The following is a 15459-nucleotide window of genomic DNA, read 5'->3' as shown; positions in this document are numbered from 1 at the left end:
CGTGAAACACCGCGGAACCGGCTTCGCCGGGCCGCTGGTGTGGGGGCTGAGGAGCCGCGGCTCCAAGCCTGCCTGCGCAGGCTTGGACGGCTTCGAAGAGCCGCTGCCTCTGGCAGCGACTCGAGGCGACTACTGGGGGCGAGTCAAATGATCCCGCGGCCTGCGAGGTTGCGCATCAGCGCGCCGATGCCGAAGGTCCAGCGCGGCGCCTGGTCGGCATGCACCACGCGGTTGTGCAGCGCGCCGAGTTCGGGCGCCGAGATCGTCACCTGGTCGCCGACCACATGGGTGAAGCCCTGGCCCGGGCCGTGGCGGTCCTGCGTCGGCGCGAACATGGTGCCGAGGAACAGCATCAGGCCGTCCGGGTAGGCATGGTGCGGGCCGATCGCCTGCGCCACCAGGTCGAGCGGGTCGCGGCTGATCTTCGCCAGCGAGCTGGCGCCGTCGAGCGTGAAGCCCTCGGAGCCGACCACCCGCAGCGCCACCGTGATGCGGCGCACGTCCTCGATGCCGAAGTGATCGTCGAACAGGCGGATGAAGGGGCCGATGGCGCAGGACGCGTTGTTGTCCTTGGCCTTGCCGAGCAGCAGCGCACTGCGGCCCTCGAAGTCGCGCAGGTTGACGTCGTTGCCAAGCGCGGCGCCGAGCGTGCGGCCGCGGCTGTCGACCGCCAGCACGACCTCGGGCTCGGGGTTGTTCCAGACCGAGCCCGAATGGATGCCGACATCGGCGCCGGTGCCCACGGCGGCCAGCACAGGCGCCTTGGTGAAGATCTCGGCGTCGGGCCCGATGCCGACCTCGAGGTACTGCGACCAGGCGCCCTGCGCAATCAGCACGTCCTTGACCTTGGCGGCCTGCGGCGAGCCCGGCACGATGCCGGCCAGGTTGTCGCCCAGCACGCCACCGAGCGCGGCGCGGATCGACTCGGCCTTGGAGGCATCGCCGCGCGACTGCTCCTCGATCACGCGCTCCAGCAGGCTGGCGATGAAGGTCACGCCGCTGGCCTTCACGGCCTGCAGGTCGCAGGGCGCGAGCAGCCACGGATGCTGCGGGTCGCGGCGGGTCTCGTCGCTGTTGGCGAGCGCCCGTTCGAGCGACGCGACACGCGGCGTGCGCTCGTCGCGCAGGGCCTCGCGCACCGCGCCGACGGGGTCGTCGAGCTCCAGCAGCTGGCTGGCGGTGGCGGCAATGCGCGAGAGATCGTGCAGGCCGCCCTCGTGCACCGCGACCAGCACCGGTCCGATGTCGGGCTGCCAGAGGCGCCCGACCAGGGTGGCGCGCTCGGCATCGCGAGGCAGGGACTGGGCGGGCGAAAGGATCGAAGTCATGCGAAAGGTCTCCAGGGATGGGTCGGTGATTCGGCCTCTCCGCCCCAGATCGTACGGGACTCAGGCCGGCGCCGGGCCGCCCCAAGGCGGCCTGCGGCCCCCTCGGGGGGCAGCGATCACACGAAGTGAGGGAGCGTGGGGGTCAGCCAGGCCGGCGCCGGGCCGCCCCAAGGCGGCCTGCGGCCCCCTCGGGGGGCAGCGACCCACACGCAGTGGGGGAGCGTGGGGGTCAGGTCAGCGCGGGTTGGCGTTCGGCCCCGCGGCCCGCAGCCGCGCCACGGTCCCCGGCAGGTCCTTCCACGCCGGCTCCTGCGGCGCGAAGCGGGCCCGCATGTAGCCGGCCAGCTCGGCGATCTGGGCGTCGTCGAGCGCCTCGCGGAAAGCCGGCATGAAGCCGATGTCGCGCGAGGCCGGCTCGCGCACGCCGTCGAGGATGGTGCGCAGCAGGTTGTCGGGCCGCGCGCTCGTGAGCTTGCTGTTGAGCGCCAGCGGCGTGTTGACGCCGAGCAGGGTCGGGCCGTCGCCGTCGTGGTGGCAGGCGGCGCAGGCGCTGTCGAACATGCGCTGCGCCGGGCCGAGCAGGCGGCCCTGCTGCGCCGCCGCCGTGGCGACCACGCGCTGCGTCTGCGCCTCTGCCACCTCTTGTGGCGTGGCAGGGTTGAAGGACGCGAGATAGCTGGCCATCGCGCGGATGTCGGCGTCCGGCACCGCCGCGAGTTCGCGCACCACCTCGGCCATCGGGCCGCCGGCGGTGCCGTGCTGCGTTGCATGGCCGTGGCGCAGGTAGCCGTAGAGCGCGTCGGCGGTCCAGGGCACGGCCGAGGTCGACAGCGCGGTCAGCGCCGGCGCCTCCCAGCCGTCGATCATCGCGCCCGACAGGAAGGCGCGGCCGCCCTGCTCCGCGCCCAGGGCGTTGCGCGGCGTGTGGCAGGCACCGCAGTGGCCGAGCCCGTTGACCAGGTAGGCGCCGCGGTTCCACTCGGCGCTCTGCGTCGCCACCGGCTGGTAGGGCGCGGGGTCGTGGAACAGCGCGTTCCAGCCGGCCATCAACGGACGCAGGCCGAACGGGAACCTGAGCTCGGCCGGTGGGGTCTCGGCCCGCACCGGCGGCAGCGACATGAAGTAGGCATACAGCGCCTGCAGGTCGTCGTCGTTGGTCTTGGCGAAGGCGGTGTACGGGAAGGCCGGGTACAGGTGGCGGCCGTCGCGCGAGATCCCCTCGCGCATCGCGCGCTGGAAGGCCGTGAAGGACCAGCGGCCGAGGCCGGTGTCGGCATCGGGCGTGAGGTTGGTGGTGTGGAGGGTGCCGAAGGGCGTCTCCATCGCGCGGCCGCCGGCGTTGGGCGGGCCGCCCGGCGCCGTGTGGCAGACCGCGCAGTCGCCGAGCGCGGCCAGCGTGCGGCCGCGCTCGATCGTGGCCTCGCTGTAGGCCGGCGCGCTGAAGCTGACCGGCGCGATGGCCGAGCGCCAGCCCAGCAGGCCCGCGACCACGCCGATGGCGCCGACGACCAATGCCCCGGCGCCGGCCCAGAGGCCGCGTCGCGTCGGCCATGGCGCGGAGGCCGGCAGCGCTCGCCGTGCCGCGGCGGCGTCTTCCGGACCGGCGGGCGCCGGCAGCGGATTCAGCGCCGCGCGCACCACCTCGGGCGTGAACGGCGGCGCCCGGAAGCGCACCCCGGTGGCATCGAAGATCGCATTGGCGATCGCCGCGGTGCCCGGCACCGAGGACGACTCGCCCGCGCCCAGCGGCGGCTCGCCCGGGCGCTGCAGGTGCATCACCTCGATCACCGGCACTTCGCGGAAATTGATGATCGGGTAGCTGCCCCACTCGCGGCTGGCGACCACACCCGAGGGTGGCACGCCGGGCAGCAGCGCCGCATCCGGCGCGCCCTGCGGCGCGAAGCGGACCTGCTCCTTGAGCGCGCGGCTGGTGGTCTGCACCACGTTGCCGTGGATCTGGTGCTCGACGCCGGCCGGGTTGACCATCAGCCCCGCGTCATGCCCGACCACCACACGGCGCACATGCACCTCGCCGGTCTTGCGGTTGACCTCGACGTCGGCCACCCAGGCCGACCAGGCGGCACCGAAGCCCGGCCACTTGCTGTGCACGTAGCGCGCATAGGCGAAGCCCTGCCCGAACAGGATGTCGCCGCCGGGGCCCACGCGGGCGTCGGCGCGCCTGGAAGGATGATCGCCGTCGGCATCTTCCTGCGGGCCGGCGCGCATGCGCCAGCCGGCCTTCTGCGCGGTCTCGCGCACCAGCTCGGCGGCGCGCGGATCGTGCAGGTGGCGCAGCCGGAATGCGACCGGGTCGACGCCCGCGGCGGTCGCGAGTTCGTCGACGTAGGACTCGTGCGCGAACGAGCTCGGCAGCGCCGAAACGCCGCGCAGCCACGAGGCGCGCACGATCGGCGCCATGTCGTTGACCTTCACGCGCAGGTTGGCGAAGCCGTAGGGCGGGCGCGCAGTGCGGTCGCCCATCTCGAAGGCCTGGGCCACCGGCTCGATGGTGCGCGTCAGCAGCAGCGCCAGCGTGGGCGCGCCATTGGACGGATAGGAGGTCTCGAAGTCGTAGGCCGCGACACCGCCTTCGGCATCGAGGCCGCCGTTGATCCGCATCAGCTGCGCGGCACCCTTGGGCTCCCACAGGTGCTCCTGTTCGCGCGTGAGCTGCACCCGCACCGGCGCGCCGACCGCACGCGCCAGCAGCGCCGCATCGGCCGCGACGTCGTCGGCGCCGTTGCGGCCGTAGCAGCCGGCGGCTTCCATTCGGACCACGTCGACTTCGATGTCGTCGAGGCCCATGAGCTTCGCGAGATCGGCCCGCAGCACATGGGGGTTCTGCGAGCCGGCCCAGACCCGCAGGCCGGCGCCATCGCCGGGCTGCCAGTGCGCGAGCGCGCACGACGGCCCGATCGACGCATGCATCTGGTACGGCCAGACGTAGGTGCGCGGCATCGCTTTCGCGGCACTCGCCAGCGCCGCGTCGACATCGCCTTCGTCGACCAGCAGTCGCTGCGTCGACGGGTTGGCGCTGATCGCGCCTTCGAGGTCGTCGAGCGGGGGCAGTCCGGGCCAGGCCTTCCAGCGCACGCGCAGTTCGCGCAGCGCCTGCTCGGCATGCTCTTCGCGCTCGGCGACGATGCCGACGAAGTCGCGGATCACGACCACCGTGCGGATGCCGGGGATGTGCGCGATCGAAGCCTCGTCGACCGACTCCAGCGTGTTGCCGATGTAGTCGCCGTGGTCCGCGCCCGCATAGGGCGGCCGCACGACGCGGCCGTGCAGCATGCCGGGCAGGCGCATGTCGTGCACGAAGACGGTGTCGCCGGCCAGCTTGGCGGGGATGTCGACGCGCGGCGGCGAACTGCCGACGATGCGGTAGTCGGCCGGGTCCTTGAGCCGCGCCGCCTCATCCAGTTGCAGCACGCTGCGCCCGCCCGCCACCAGTTCGCCGATGCCGATGCCGAAGGCCGGGTCGTCGCCGGCCTGGATGCGGCCGTCGCGCAGCGTCAGCAGCGCGGGCTGGACGCCGAAGTGCTCGGCCGCCTGGGCCAGCAGCCAGCCGCGCGCCTGCGCCGCCGCAAGCCGCAAAGGCGCTGCGTGGATCTGGATCGAGGCACTGGCGATCGTCGCGCCCTGGTTGGGCGTGCGCGCGGTATCGCCGAGCACCATGCGGACCTGCGCCATCGGCACGTCAAGTTCCTCGGCCACGATCTGCGACAGCGCGGTCTGGATGCCGGTGCCGAGATCGACGTGGCCGTTCAGCGCGGTGACGCTGCCGTCGTCCCAGACCGCGAGCAGCACCTCGGGGCCTTCGGCCGGGTTGCCCGACACCAGCGCGGGTTGGCCCGGTGCCGGCGGCGGCGCCGGAGGCGTCTCGCGGACGACGACGAGGACGCCGTCGGCCTGGAGGAATTCGCTGCGCGTGCGGGGCGAGTCGGCGCGCCGGCTCACGTCTGCGCGCCCTTCGCGATCAGCAGCGCGGCGCGCTGCACGGCGGCCAGGATCTCGATGTGCGTGCCGCAGCGGCACAGGTTGCCCGAGAGTTCGCTGCGAATCCGCGCCTCGCTCGGATTCGGCTCGCGCGCCAGCAGCGCCGCGGCCTGCATCACCATGCCGTTGAGGCAGTAGCCGCATTGCGCGGCCTGGGCATCCTCGAAGCCCTGCTGCACGGGGTGCCAGCGCGCGCGCCGCGCCGCAGGGCCGCCCCAAGGCGCGGCAGCCCCCTCGGGGGGCAGCGAGGACACGAAAGTGCCGAGCGTGGGGGCCACATCAGGCAATCCTTCGAGCGTGGTGATCTCGCGGCCCGCGACGCCGTGCGCCGGGATCACGCAGGCCCGCGCCGCGACGCCGTCGACCCACACGGTGCAGGCGCCGCATTGGCCCAGGCCGCAGCCGTACTTGGGGCCATTGAGCCCCAGGTCGTTGCGCAGCACGTGCAGCAGCGAGGCCTCGTGCGACGCCGCGAGTTCGACGCTGCGACCGTTGACCTTCAGTGCGAACCCCGGCATCTCTGGTGACGGCCTAGACGATGTCGCTCGACTGGATGCGTTTGACACCCTTGGCGGCCATCTGCTTCCAGGCCGCGGCAAGCGAACCGTTGAGGTCGATGGCGCGGGTCGCGTCCTCGATCACGTAGACCTCGAAGCCGGCCTTGCGCGCATCCATGGCGGTCCAGGCCACGCAGAAGTCGGTCGCGAGACCGGTGACGAACACGGTCTTGACGCCGCGTCCCTTCAGGTAGCCGGCCAGGCCGGTGGTGGTCTTGTGGTCGGCCTCCTCGAAGGCCGAGTAGCTGTCCATGTCCTTGTGGAAGCCCTTGCGGATGATCAACTGGGCGGTCGGCAGCTTGAGTTCCTTGTGGAGGCCGGCGTCGTCGGTTCCCTGCACGCAGTGGTCCGGCCAGAGCACCTGATTGCCGTAGCTGAGCTTGGTGGTCTCGAAGGGCTTCTTGCCGGCATGGGTGCTGGCGAAGGAGGCATGGCCCGGCGTGTGCCAGTCCTGCGTGACCACGATGTTGTCGAAGGCCTCGGCCAGCTTGTTGATGACCGGCACCACCTCGGCCCCGCCCTTGACCGGCAGCGTGCCGCCTTCGACGAAGCAGTTCTGCACGTCGACCACGATCAGCGCCGCGTTGGCCGCGGGCTTGATCTTCGCGGCGGCGAAGAGCGGCGAAACGCCGAGGCCGAGCAGACCCAGCGCGGCGGTGGACTTCAAGAGGGTTCTGCGGGTGTTGTGCATGGTTGTCGCTCCTCGGGTTGATGAAATCAGACGCTGAGATAGGCCCTGCGCACCTCGTCGTTCGCGGCCAGCTCGGCCATCGAGGCGTGGTAGCGGATCTGCCCCTTCTCGAGCACGTAGGCGCGGTCGGACACCAGCTCCGCGAAGTGCATGTTCTGCTCCGACAGCAGGATGCTCACGCCCTGCGCCTTGAGCTCCAGGATCATGTTGGCCATCTGCTCGACGATCACCGGCGCCACGCCCTCGGAAGGCTCGTCGAGCAGCACCAGGTAGGGGTTGCCCATCAGCGTGCGGGCCACGGTCAGCATCTGCTGCTCGCCGCCGCTCATGCGGCCGCCCGGGCGGTTCGGCATCTCGCCGAGGTTCGGGAACAGCTTGAACAGGCGCTCGGGCGTCCACAGCGGGGCATCGGTGCCGTCGCTCCAGCGCCGCGCCGCCTGCTTGCCGACCTCGAGGTTTTCCATCACGCTGAGGTCGGTGAACACGCGCCGGTCCTCGGGCACGAAGCCCAGGCCCAGCCGGGCCGCCAGGTGCGGCTCGCTCTTCGAGATGTCGTGGCCGAGGAAGCGCACCGCGCCGCGGCGCTTGGCCAGCATGCCGATCAGGGCCTTCAGCGTGGTCGACTTGCCGGCGCCGTTGCGGCCCATGAGCGCCACGACTTCGCCGCGCCGCACCTCGAGATCGACGTCATAGAGGATCTGCGCGGCGCCGTACCAGGCGCACAGCGCCTTGGCTTCGAGCAGGGTCTCGTGCGAACTCATGCGTGCTCTCCTACCGCCGCATTCACCGCGGCCGCCTTCTCCGCGATCTTCTCGAAGGTCTTGCCGCTGCCGAAGTACACCTCCTGCACCTTCGGATGGTCGCGGATCTCGAGCGGCTTGCCCTGCGCGATCAGGCGTCCGCGGGCCAGCACGATCATGCGGTCGGCGTAGGCGAACACCACGTCCATGCTGTGTTCGGTGAACAGCACCGCCATGCCGCGGTCGATCACGAGCTGCTTGGTCAGGGCCATCAGCGCGTTGCGTTCCTTGGGCGCCATGCCGGCCGTGGGTTCGTCCATCAGCAGCAGCTTCGGGCTGTTGGCCATCGCGATCGCGAGCTCGACGCGCTTGACGTCGCCGTAGGCCAGCACGCTGCAGGGCCGGTCGGCTTGGGGCTTCATGCCGACCTGGTCGAGCAGCGACAGCGCCGCGTCGCGCTTGTGGTCGGCCGCGCGGCGCCAGGTCGAGAACAGCTTGTGGTCGTGCGACAGCAGGGCCATCTGCACGTTCTCGGCCACCGTCAGCGAGGCGAAGGTCTCGGCGATCTGGAAGGTGCGGCCCACGCCCAGGCGCCAGATCTCGCGCGGCTTGCGGCCCACGAGTTCCTGGCCGTCGAGCCGGATCGAGCCGCGGTCGGCCTTGAGCTGGCCGTTGACCATGTTGAAGGTGGTGGACTTGCCGGCGCCGTTGGGGCCGATCAGTGCCAGCAGTTCGCCGGCCGCCAGTTCGAAGCTGATGCCGTCGACCGCCTTGACGCCGCCGAAGGACTTGCCGAGTTCTTGTACTTTGAGAAGGCTCATGCCTTCACCTCCTTGAGGTCGACCGCTTCGGCCGCATGGCGGCGCCGGTCGAAGAGCTGCTTGACGAAGCCCGCGATGCCCTGCGGGAACAGCAGCACCAGCAGCAGGATGATGCCGCCCAGCATGGCGCGCCAGTAGTCGGTGTTGCGCGCCACCGTGTCGTGCAGCCAGGTGAAGGTGACCGCGCCCACCACCGGGCCGGCCAGGGTCTGGATGCCGCCGAGCAGCACCATCACGAGGCCGTCGACCGACTTGCCGACGCTGAGCGATTCGGGCGAGATGCTGCCCTTGGAAAACGCATAGAGCGCACCGGCCAGGCCGGCCGCGGTGCCGGCGATCACGAAGGCCACCCACTGCATGCGCTTGACGTCGATGCCGATCGCATCGGCGCGCAGCTGCGAATCGCGGCCCGCGCGCAGCGCATAGCCGAAGGGCGAGAACAGCACGCGCCGCAACCACAGCACGCCGAGCCCGACGAGGGCCAGCGTGACCCAGTAGTAGGCCCGCTTGTCGGCCAGCCATTCGGAAGGCCAGACCCCGGTGAGCCCGTTGCTGCCGCCGGTGAAGCTGTCCCACTGGTAGGTGATGGCCCAGGTGATCTGCGCGAAGGCCAGCGTCAGCATCGCGAGGTAGACGCCCGACAGCCGCACCGCGAACCAGCCGTAGACGAAGGCGCCCAGCGCGGCCACCAATGGCGCGACGATCAAGGCCAGCTCCATCGGCATGCCGCTGGAACGCACCAGCAGCGCGGCGCCGTAGGCACCGAGCCCGAAGTAGGCGGCGTGGCCGAAGGAGTGCATGCCGGCCGGCCCCATGATGAAGTGCAGGCTGGCCGCGAACAGCGCGGCGATCAGCAGGTCGATCATCAGCACCGTGGTGTAGGGCGAGCCGGCGGTGATGAACGGCATCGCCGCCAGCACCAGGCCGAACAGCGCGGCCGCAATGACGTAGGTGCGTCCCGGACGGCGCAGCGGTTCCTCCTGCATGCCCACGTAGCGGCTCGGTGCCTGCGGCCTGCCGAACAGGCCCCAGGGCCGCCAGACCAGCACGACGGCCATCACGAGGAAGTCGACCACCAGCGTGAGCTTGGAGAACGAGACGGTGAGCCCGAAGACCTCGACCACGCCGAGCCAGATGCAGATCGCCTTGATCTCGGCGATCAGCAGCGCGGCCGCGTAGGCGCCGGGGATCGAGCCCATGCCGCCGACCACCACCACCACGAAGGCGGCGCCGATGGTGTTGAGGTCCATCTCGAGCGTGGCGGGTTCGCGCGGCAGCTGCAGCGCGCCGCCGAGCCCCGCAAGCAGCGCGCCGAGCGCGAACACCGCGGTGAAGAGCCAGGSCTGGTTGACGCCCAGCGCGCTGACCATCTCGCGGTCTTGCGTGGCGGCGCGCACCAGCGTGCCGAAGCGGGTGCGTGTGAGCAGCAGCCAGACCAGCCCGAGCACCACCGGCCCGACCACGATCAGGAACAGGTCGTAGGAGGGAAACTGCCGGCCGAGGATCGTGACCGAACCCGACAGGCCGGGCGCACGCGGGCCCAGCAGTTCGTCGGGGCCCCAAAGCCACAGCACCGCATCCTTGATGACCAGCACCAGCGCGAAGGTGGCCAGCAGTTGGAAGAGTTCGGGCGCCTTGTAGATGCGCCGCAGCAGCACCACCTCGATCAGCGCGCCCAGCACGCCGACCGCCAGCGCCGCCATCACCAGCGCCGGCCAGAAGCCGAAGCCGGTGCCGAGCCGGTCGACCAGCGTATAGGCGACGTAGATGCCGACCATGAAGAACGAGCCATGGGCGAAGTTCACGATGCGCGTGACGCCGAAGATCAGCGACAACCCGGCTGCCACGAGGAACAGCGAGGACGCGCTCGCCAGCCCGTTGAGGAGCTGGACGATGAAACCTGAGAAGCTCATGGCCCGTTCGTTCCTTGCTTAATCCGCGGCGCGCGACTTCTTGATCTCGGCGGCGCTCGGCTGGTACTTGGCATCCGCACCGTCGAGGTACACGTAGTCGACCATCACGCCCTTGCCGCCGTCGTTCTTCGTGCGGCCCACGAAGGCGCCCATGGTCGACTGGTTGTCCTCGGCGCGGTAGGTGATCTTGCCGAAGGGCGTGTCGACCTGCAGGCCCTTGAAGGCCGCGACCACCTTCTCGGTGTCGGTGCTCTTGGCCTTGGCGATGCCGGCAGCGGCCGACTTGATCATGCTGTAGCCGACCACCGAGCCCAGGCGCGGATAGTCCTTGAACTTGGCCTGGTAGGCCTGCTCGAATTTCTTGTGCTCGGGCGTCGTGATGCCGTACCAGGGGTAGCCGGTGACGATCCAGCCGTTGGGCGCCTCGTCCTTGAGCGGGTCCATGTACTCGGGCTCGCCGGTCAGCACGCTCACCACGTCGCGGTCCTTGAACAGGCCGCGGGTGTTGCCTTCGCGCACGAACTTCGACAGGTCGGCGCCGAACAGCACGTTGAAGATCGCGTCGGGCTTGGCATCGGCCAGCGCCTGCACCACGCTGCCGGCGTCGACCTTGCCCAGCGGCGTGGCCTGCTCGGCGACGAACTCGACATCGGGCTGTGCCGCCTTCAGCAAGGTCTTGAAGGCCGCCACCGCCGACTGGCCGTACTCGTAGTTGGGGTACACCACGGCCCAGCGCTTCTTCTTGAGCTTGGCCGCCTCGGGCACCAGCATCGCGGCCTGCATGTAGGTGCCGGGACGCAGGCGCACGGTGTAGGCGTTGCCGCCCTGCCAGGTGAGCTTGTCCGTCAGCGGCTCGCCGGCCAGGAAAAAGAACTTCTTCTGCTTGGCGAAGTCGGCCACCGCCATGCCGGTGTTCGACAGGAAAGTGCCGGCCAGGATGTCGACCTTCTCGCGCGACACCAGCTCTTCGGCCACGCGCACCGCGTCGCCCGGGTTGGCGTTGTCGTCGCGGCTGATCAGTTCGATCTTCTTGCCGTTGACGCCGCCGGCAGCGTTGATCTCGTCGACCGCGAGTTCCATGCCCTTCTTGTAGGGCTCGAGGAAGGCGGGTTGCGCCTTGTAGCTGTTGATCTCGCCGATCTTGATCACGCCCTGTGCGTGCGCGGGAACGAGTGCAGTGGCGAGCGTGGCGACCGCGGCCGCGGTGAAGGCAAGGCGCAATGGATTCATCGGGAACTCCTTGGGAACATGAAAGGACGGATACGGATTCGATGTCAGGCAAACAAATCGGCCAGCGAAGCGAGGCCCGTTCGGGGAACACCGCGGAACGGGCTTTGCCGGGCCGCTGGTGTTGCCCCCTTGAGGGGGGAGGCGGCTACACGAAGTGAGCAAGCAACGGGGGTGGGTTTCATCTCAGCCCGTCTTCGCCCTTGATCTCGGATACCTGCAAGCCGCCGATGCGCGGCAGGGGGCGGCCGCTGTCGGTGACCGCGACCGCGACGACGATTTCGTTGGCGCGCGGCGCATCCGACACGCGGGCCTCGATGGCGTCGAAATGGCTGCGCACGAAGGCGGCGTCCTTGTGGCCCAGYGGCACGTCGATGGCGGTGCCGAGCGTGCCGCGCTTCTTGCTGGACGGCACCAGCGCGGCGCCCTTCTCGACCGCCGCGCGCAGTGGTGCGCCGAGCTTCGGATGGAGGATCGCGGCGGCATGCTCGAGCTCGCCGGCCTCGCCGACGATCGCGGCCTTGCCGTAGCTCTGCGCCTGGCCAGGCTCGATGCCGAGCGCGGCCACGGCCTTCCGGCCCAGCAGCGCGCCGAGCTCCTCGCCGATCGCGATCAGTTCGTCGAGCGACTCGCTGTAGCGGCCGGCGTAGGGATTCTCGATCACGGCAATGGCGACGGCGCGGCGCGTGGGCGGCTCGATGGCCTGGCCCATTTCCTTGCGGGTTTCGTCGACCTGGATGACGAGCTTGCGGATATTTGCACTCATGGTTTTTTCCTTGTCTCTCTCGGTGTTCAGCGGAGGCCGTCCCATTTGCTGATGTTCTCGGCGCGGAGCCCGCCGACGCGATCATGCACGCGGTAGCCCGTGCTCATCGCGAGGATGAAGACGATCTCGTCGGCCGCCGGCGCACCCGGCACGCGGACCTCGATGGCGTCGAACTGGCCGCGCACGTAGCTGGCGTTGATGTTGGTCAGCGGCACGTCGAGCGTGGCGCCCGGCGGACCGACCTTCTTGGTCGACGGCACGATCGACAGCGCGTTGCCGGGCTGGCCGGTCTTCTCTTCGACCTGGCCCTTGCGATAGGCCTCGCGGTCGCCCTTCCAGCCGAGCAGTTCGCGCATCGCGTAGCCGCCGGGCACGTGCCACAGCGCGCCGTGCTCGAGCTCGCCGGCAGCGCCGACGATGGCGCCCTTGCCGTAGGTCGCGATGCGCTCCACCGGCACGTCCATGGCGGCGCGCAGCCGATGCGCCATGTCGACGCCCACCGGGTCGAGCAGCGCCATCATCGGCAGGATGTCGGGCTCGTAGCGGCCCGCGAAGGGATTGGTCAGCACCGCGCCGATGGCGCCACGCACCAGCGGTGTTGCGACGGGTGGTCCGAACTCGTGGTGGATGTGCTCGACATGGGTGAAGACGCGACGGATATCGATCATGAAAAGGTGCCCTGCTTTTCGTTAAGCAAATACTGAACCAACTGCATCGGCGGCGATGCTGCCCTCGCTCTGGGGCGGTGCCGCCGGAAGACCGGAGCTTAAGGGCTGCACGACCCGCCACTGCCCCTGGCAGACCAGTACCACCGACCATGCGAGCCCGAGCTGCTGCAGCCGCTCGGCGCGCGCGACGCCCGCCTCCAGTGCACGGTGCACGATGGCGGGCGCCAGCGTGGCCACGTCGACCGTGACCGGGATGTCGCCGAGGTCGCTGTCGTCCTTGCATTCGCTCGCGGGGCGGCGGCGGATGCCGGGATCGTCGGCATCGACCGCATTGGCGATCACGGTGGCCGCCGCATCGGCCTGGGCCGCTGTCGCCGCCAAGACCGTCACGCTGTCGGCGATGCCGAGCGAGAAGCTCCGGCCGCGCCAGCCGCTGGTGGCGACGCCGCGCGCCGGATGCTCGGCACGCAGCTCGAACTGGCCATCGGTGGTGATGGGGCCGCAGTCGCGCAGGTCGAAGCGCGCGAGGTCGGCGAACAGACCGATGCGCGCCGTCTGCCCGGGCGCCAGGTGCAGCGCGATGTCGCCGCCGTTGTTGATCCAGGCGCGCTCGATGCCCGGGCGGTGGAAGCAGGCGATGAGTTCCTGCGCCACCGCGCCGGCGACCGCCGCCATCGGCGTGATGAAGCCGGCACGGAACGGTGCGCAGGCTTCCCACATGCGGCGGGCGACCGGGCCCTTCACGGGACAGTCGGTACCCACCGGGCGACGCAGCAGGGGCAGTTCGGCCACCAGTTCATCGAGCAGCACGGCGAAGCGCCGCCAGGCATGCTCGTGCGCGACCGCGACCTCGACGTCATTGCCGTGGGCTTCGGCAATGATGTCGATCGGGCCGTGGTTCAAATGCCAGCGGCCGCCGTCGAGCGCGGTGCGTTGTGCAGACATGTCCTAGTCCTAGTCCTAGCCCAGCATCGGCGGCCGGCCGAGCGGCCAGGGATTGGCCGCATCCATGCGCAGCCACTGGCGCGACAGCGGCGCACCGTCGTCCTGCCAGGCGCCGCGCGCCAGCGCCTGCTCGAGCGTGAACACGTGGTCCATGTGGCCGCCGAGCGCGGCATAGTCCTCGCGGCGCATGCTGAACTCGATCGGCGCCACGATGGCCGGGGTCGGCACCGTGCCGAAGCTGTTGTCGGGCATGCGCAGCACGTCGACCATCACCGTGATGCCGCCGCCCGGCCACACATAGGCCGGCGCACCGCCGCAGGTGACGTTGACCAGCGCACGCTTGATGGCCCGCGTGAGCAGCACCGGGTTCTCGGTGACGCCGGCGCGCAAGGAACCGCCGGCGCCGCCGAGGAACAGCACGGTGCACAGCGAAGGCTCGCAGTTCTCGCCGATGCGATCGACGATGCGGCGCACGTCGGCGGGCATCGGCTGCTCGACCGGCTGCAGTTGCTCGTCGAGCACATACCACTGGGCATGCTCGCCGGTGGTGGAGGTCATGAGCAGGCGCAGGCCCGGCCGCGCCACGCCCTCCTCCCAGCCCTCGATGATCGACAGCGGGTCGGCGATGTCGGTGCCGCCCCATCCGTTGCCCGGATTGGCGACCTGGAAATAGCGCCCGGGCGTCGACTTGCGCCCGCGCATCTGGATGCCCGAGGACGGCATGTCGAGGCAGCGCCCGGCCTGGTGCTCGGTCAGCACGCCGGTGATGTGGTCGTCGACCACCACCACCTCGTCGGCATGGCCGAACAGCTGGCGCGCGAAGATGCCCACGGCCGCCGAGCCGCAGCCCACGCGCATGCGCTTTTCTTCGACGCCGTTGACGATCGGTGCGCGGCCGGCCTGGATGAGCATGCTGGCGCCGCCGTCGATCACGCATTCGACCGCCTGCTTGTTGCCCAGCAGTTGCATCAGCTCGCAGGTCATGCGGCCTTCCTTCTTGCTGCCGCCCGTGAGGTGGTGCACGCCGCCCAGCGACAGCATCTGCGAGCCGTACTCGGCCGTGGTGACGTGGCCCACGACCTCGCCCTTGTAGCGCACGTTGGCCTGCTCGGCGCCCAGGAAGCGGTCGGTGTCGATCTTCACCTTGAAGCTGCAGTAGCTGAAGATGCCCTCGGTGACCACCGTCACCATGTCGACGCCCTGCGCCTTCGAGGCCACGATGAAGGGCGCGGGCTTGTAGTCGGGGTAGGTGGTCGAGGAGCCCACGCCGGTCACGAAGACCTCGTCGGCGTGAAGGAGATCGCCGGTCCAGTCGGCATCGGCCACCGGCGGCTCGGTGCGCTCGACCTCGTCGATCTCGTTGCCGACGCGGGCGAAGGGCACCAGCGCGGGCGACTCGCTGGCCAGTTCGCGCCGCAGCAGCACCACCGGGTCGACCCGGACCAGCACGCCGGCGCGGTTGGCGTAGCGGTCGCAGGCGCCGGTGCGGCCCTCGGAGATCTGGCACAGCACGGGGCAGGCATTGCACTCGACCTTGGCGGCATTCATGCGCTCGTTGCGCAGCGGCGCCCGGCCGGTCGCCTCGGGCAGCACCGGCATGTCCATGCCGGGCAGTCCGTCTGTCTTGGTGTGTTCGGTCATCGCGGGGAACCTCGTGGCAATTTCTTGGGGTGAGGCCAGCGGGAGTGCAACATCTGTGCCGGAAACCCGCCTGCACCTTCACTTGTGCTGGAACTGACGTTTGTGTAGCATCCACTACACCTTCATGTGGTGAACACTACATTTTCGAGATCAATGTAGCAAACGG

12 protein-coding genes are annotated in these 15459 nt (G+C 70.1%); all 12 read right to left on the bottom strand.

The genetic code is table 11. The features are described 5' to 3' along the window. Nucleotides 1-143: 143 nt before the first annotated feature. A complete protein-coding gene (locus AC1D2E_RS26250; RefSeq protein WP_478200117.1) occupies nt 144-1328 on the bottom strand; it encodes a fumarylacetoacetate hydrolase family protein in 1185 nt (394 codons plus the stop codon). A 234-nt stretch (nt 1329-1562) separates the two neighbouring features. Next, nucleotides 1563-5285: a molybdopterin cofactor-binding domain-containing protein gene (locus tag AC1D2E_RS26245; RefSeq protein ID WP_478200116.1), complete on the bottom strand. Its 3723-nt coding sequence runs from the start codon at nt 5283-5285 to the stop codon at nt 1563-1565. Beyond that, a complete protein-coding gene (locus AC1D2E_RS26240) occupies nt 5282-5842 on the bottom strand; it encodes a (2Fe-2S)-binding protein (RefSeq protein ID WP_478171107.1) in 561 nt (186 codons plus the stop codon). Before AC1D2E_RS26240 ends, AC1D2E_RS26245 begins: the two co-directional genes overlap by 4 nt. A gap of 13 nt (nt 5843-5855) precedes the next feature. Then, on the bottom strand, nt 5856-6572 hold the full coding sequence (gene pncA, locus AC1D2E_RS26235) for a bifunctional nicotinamidase/pyrazinamidase (RefSeq protein ID WP_478200115.1): 717 nt from the start codon (nt 6570-6572) through the stop codon (nt 5856-5858). A 26-nt stretch (nt 6573-6598) separates the two neighbouring features. Continuing rightward, the gene (locus tag AC1D2E_RS26230) at nt 6599-7333 is read right to left on the bottom strand and encodes an ABC transporter ATP-binding protein (RefSeq protein ID WP_478171109.1); all 735 of its coding nucleotides are present in this window, start codon (nt 7331-7333) and stop codon (nt 6599-6601) included. Beyond that, on the bottom strand, nt 7330-8133 hold the full coding sequence (locus tag AC1D2E_RS26225) for an ABC transporter ATP-binding protein (RefSeq protein ID WP_478200114.1): 804 nt from the start codon (nt 8131-8133) through the stop codon (nt 7330-7332). Before AC1D2E_RS26225 ends, AC1D2E_RS26230 begins: the two co-directional genes overlap by 4 nt. Further along, on the bottom strand, nt 8130-10046 hold the full coding sequence (locus tag AC1D2E_RS26220; protein ID WP_478200113.1) for an ABC transporter permease: 1917 nt from the start codon (nt 10044-10046) through the stop codon (nt 8130-8132). Before AC1D2E_RS26220 ends, AC1D2E_RS26225 begins: the two co-directional genes overlap by 4 nt. Before the next feature lie 18 nt (nt 10047-10064). Continuing rightward, nucleotides 10065-11276, bottom strand: a complete 1212-nt coding sequence (locus AC1D2E_RS26215) for an ABC transporter substrate-binding protein (RefSeq protein WP_478200112.1) — start codon at nt 11274-11276, stop codon at nt 10065-10067. A 178-nt stretch (nt 11277-11454) separates the two neighbouring features. After that, nucleotides 11455-12039: an amino acid synthesis family protein gene (locus AC1D2E_RS26210; RefSeq protein ID WP_478200111.1), complete on the bottom strand. Its 585-nt coding sequence runs from the start codon at nt 12037-12039 to the stop codon at nt 11455-11457. A gap of 26 nt (nt 12040-12065) precedes the next feature. Next, a complete protein-coding gene (locus tag AC1D2E_RS26205; protein ID WP_478171114.1) occupies nt 12066-12707 on the bottom strand; it encodes an amino acid synthesis family protein in 642 nt (213 codons plus the stop codon). 21 nt (nt 12708-12728) lie between these two features. Next, the gene (locus tag AC1D2E_RS26200) at nt 12729-13652 is read right to left on the bottom strand and encodes a UPF0280 family protein (RefSeq protein ID WP_478200110.1); all 924 of its coding nucleotides are present in this window, start codon (nt 13650-13652) and stop codon (nt 12729-12731) included. A 15-nt stretch (nt 13653-13667) separates the two neighbouring features. Then, nucleotides 13668-15293: a 6-hydroxynicotinate reductase gene (locus AC1D2E_RS26195; RefSeq protein ID WP_478200109.1), complete on the bottom strand. Its 1626-nt coding sequence runs from the start codon at nt 15291-15293 to the stop codon at nt 13668-13670. Between the last annotated feature and the right edge of the window lie 166 nt (nt 15294-15459).

Source organism: Variovorax sp. P1_H2 (assembly GCF_056405295.1).
This window is presented reverse-complemented; position numbering and strand designations above follow the sequence as displayed.

Excerpts from the sequence above, each read along its gene's own strand:
- AC1D2E_RS26250 (WP_478200117.1), bottom strand. The coding sequence starts at position 1,328 with ATGACTTCGATCCTTTCGCCCGCCCAGTCCCTGCCTCGCGATGCCGAG.
- AC1D2E_RS26240 (WP_478171107.1), bottom strand. The coding sequence starts at position 5,842 with ATGCCGGGGTTCGCACTGAAGGTCAACGGTCGCAGCGTCGAACTCGCG.
- pncA (WP_478200115.1), bottom strand. The coding sequence starts at position 6,572 with ATGCACAACACCCGCAGAACCCTCTTGAAGTCCACCGCCGCGCTGGGT.
- AC1D2E_RS26230 (WP_478171109.1), bottom strand. The coding sequence starts at position 7,333 with ATGAGTTCGCACGAGACCCTGCTCGAAGCCAAGGCGCTGTGCGCCTGG.
- AC1D2E_RS26225 (WP_478200114.1), bottom strand. The coding sequence starts at position 8,133 with ATGAGCCTTCTCAAAGTACAAGAACTCGGCAAGTCCTTCGGCGGCGTC.
- AC1D2E_RS26215 (WP_478200112.1), bottom strand. The coding sequence starts at position 11,276 with ATGAATCCATTGCGCCTTGCCTTCACCGCGGCCGCGGTCGCCACGCTC.
- AC1D2E_RS26205 (WP_478171114.1), bottom strand. The coding sequence starts at position 12,707 with ATGATCGATATCCGTCGCGTCTTCACCCATGTCGAGCACATCCACCAC.
- AC1D2E_RS26200 (WP_478200110.1), bottom strand. The coding sequence starts at position 13,652 with ATGTCTGCACAACGCACCGCGCTCGACGGCGGCCGCTGGCATTTGAAC.
- AC1D2E_RS26195 (WP_478200109.1), bottom strand. The coding sequence starts at position 15,293 with ATGACCGAACACACCAAGACAGACGGACTGCCCGGCATGGACATGCCG.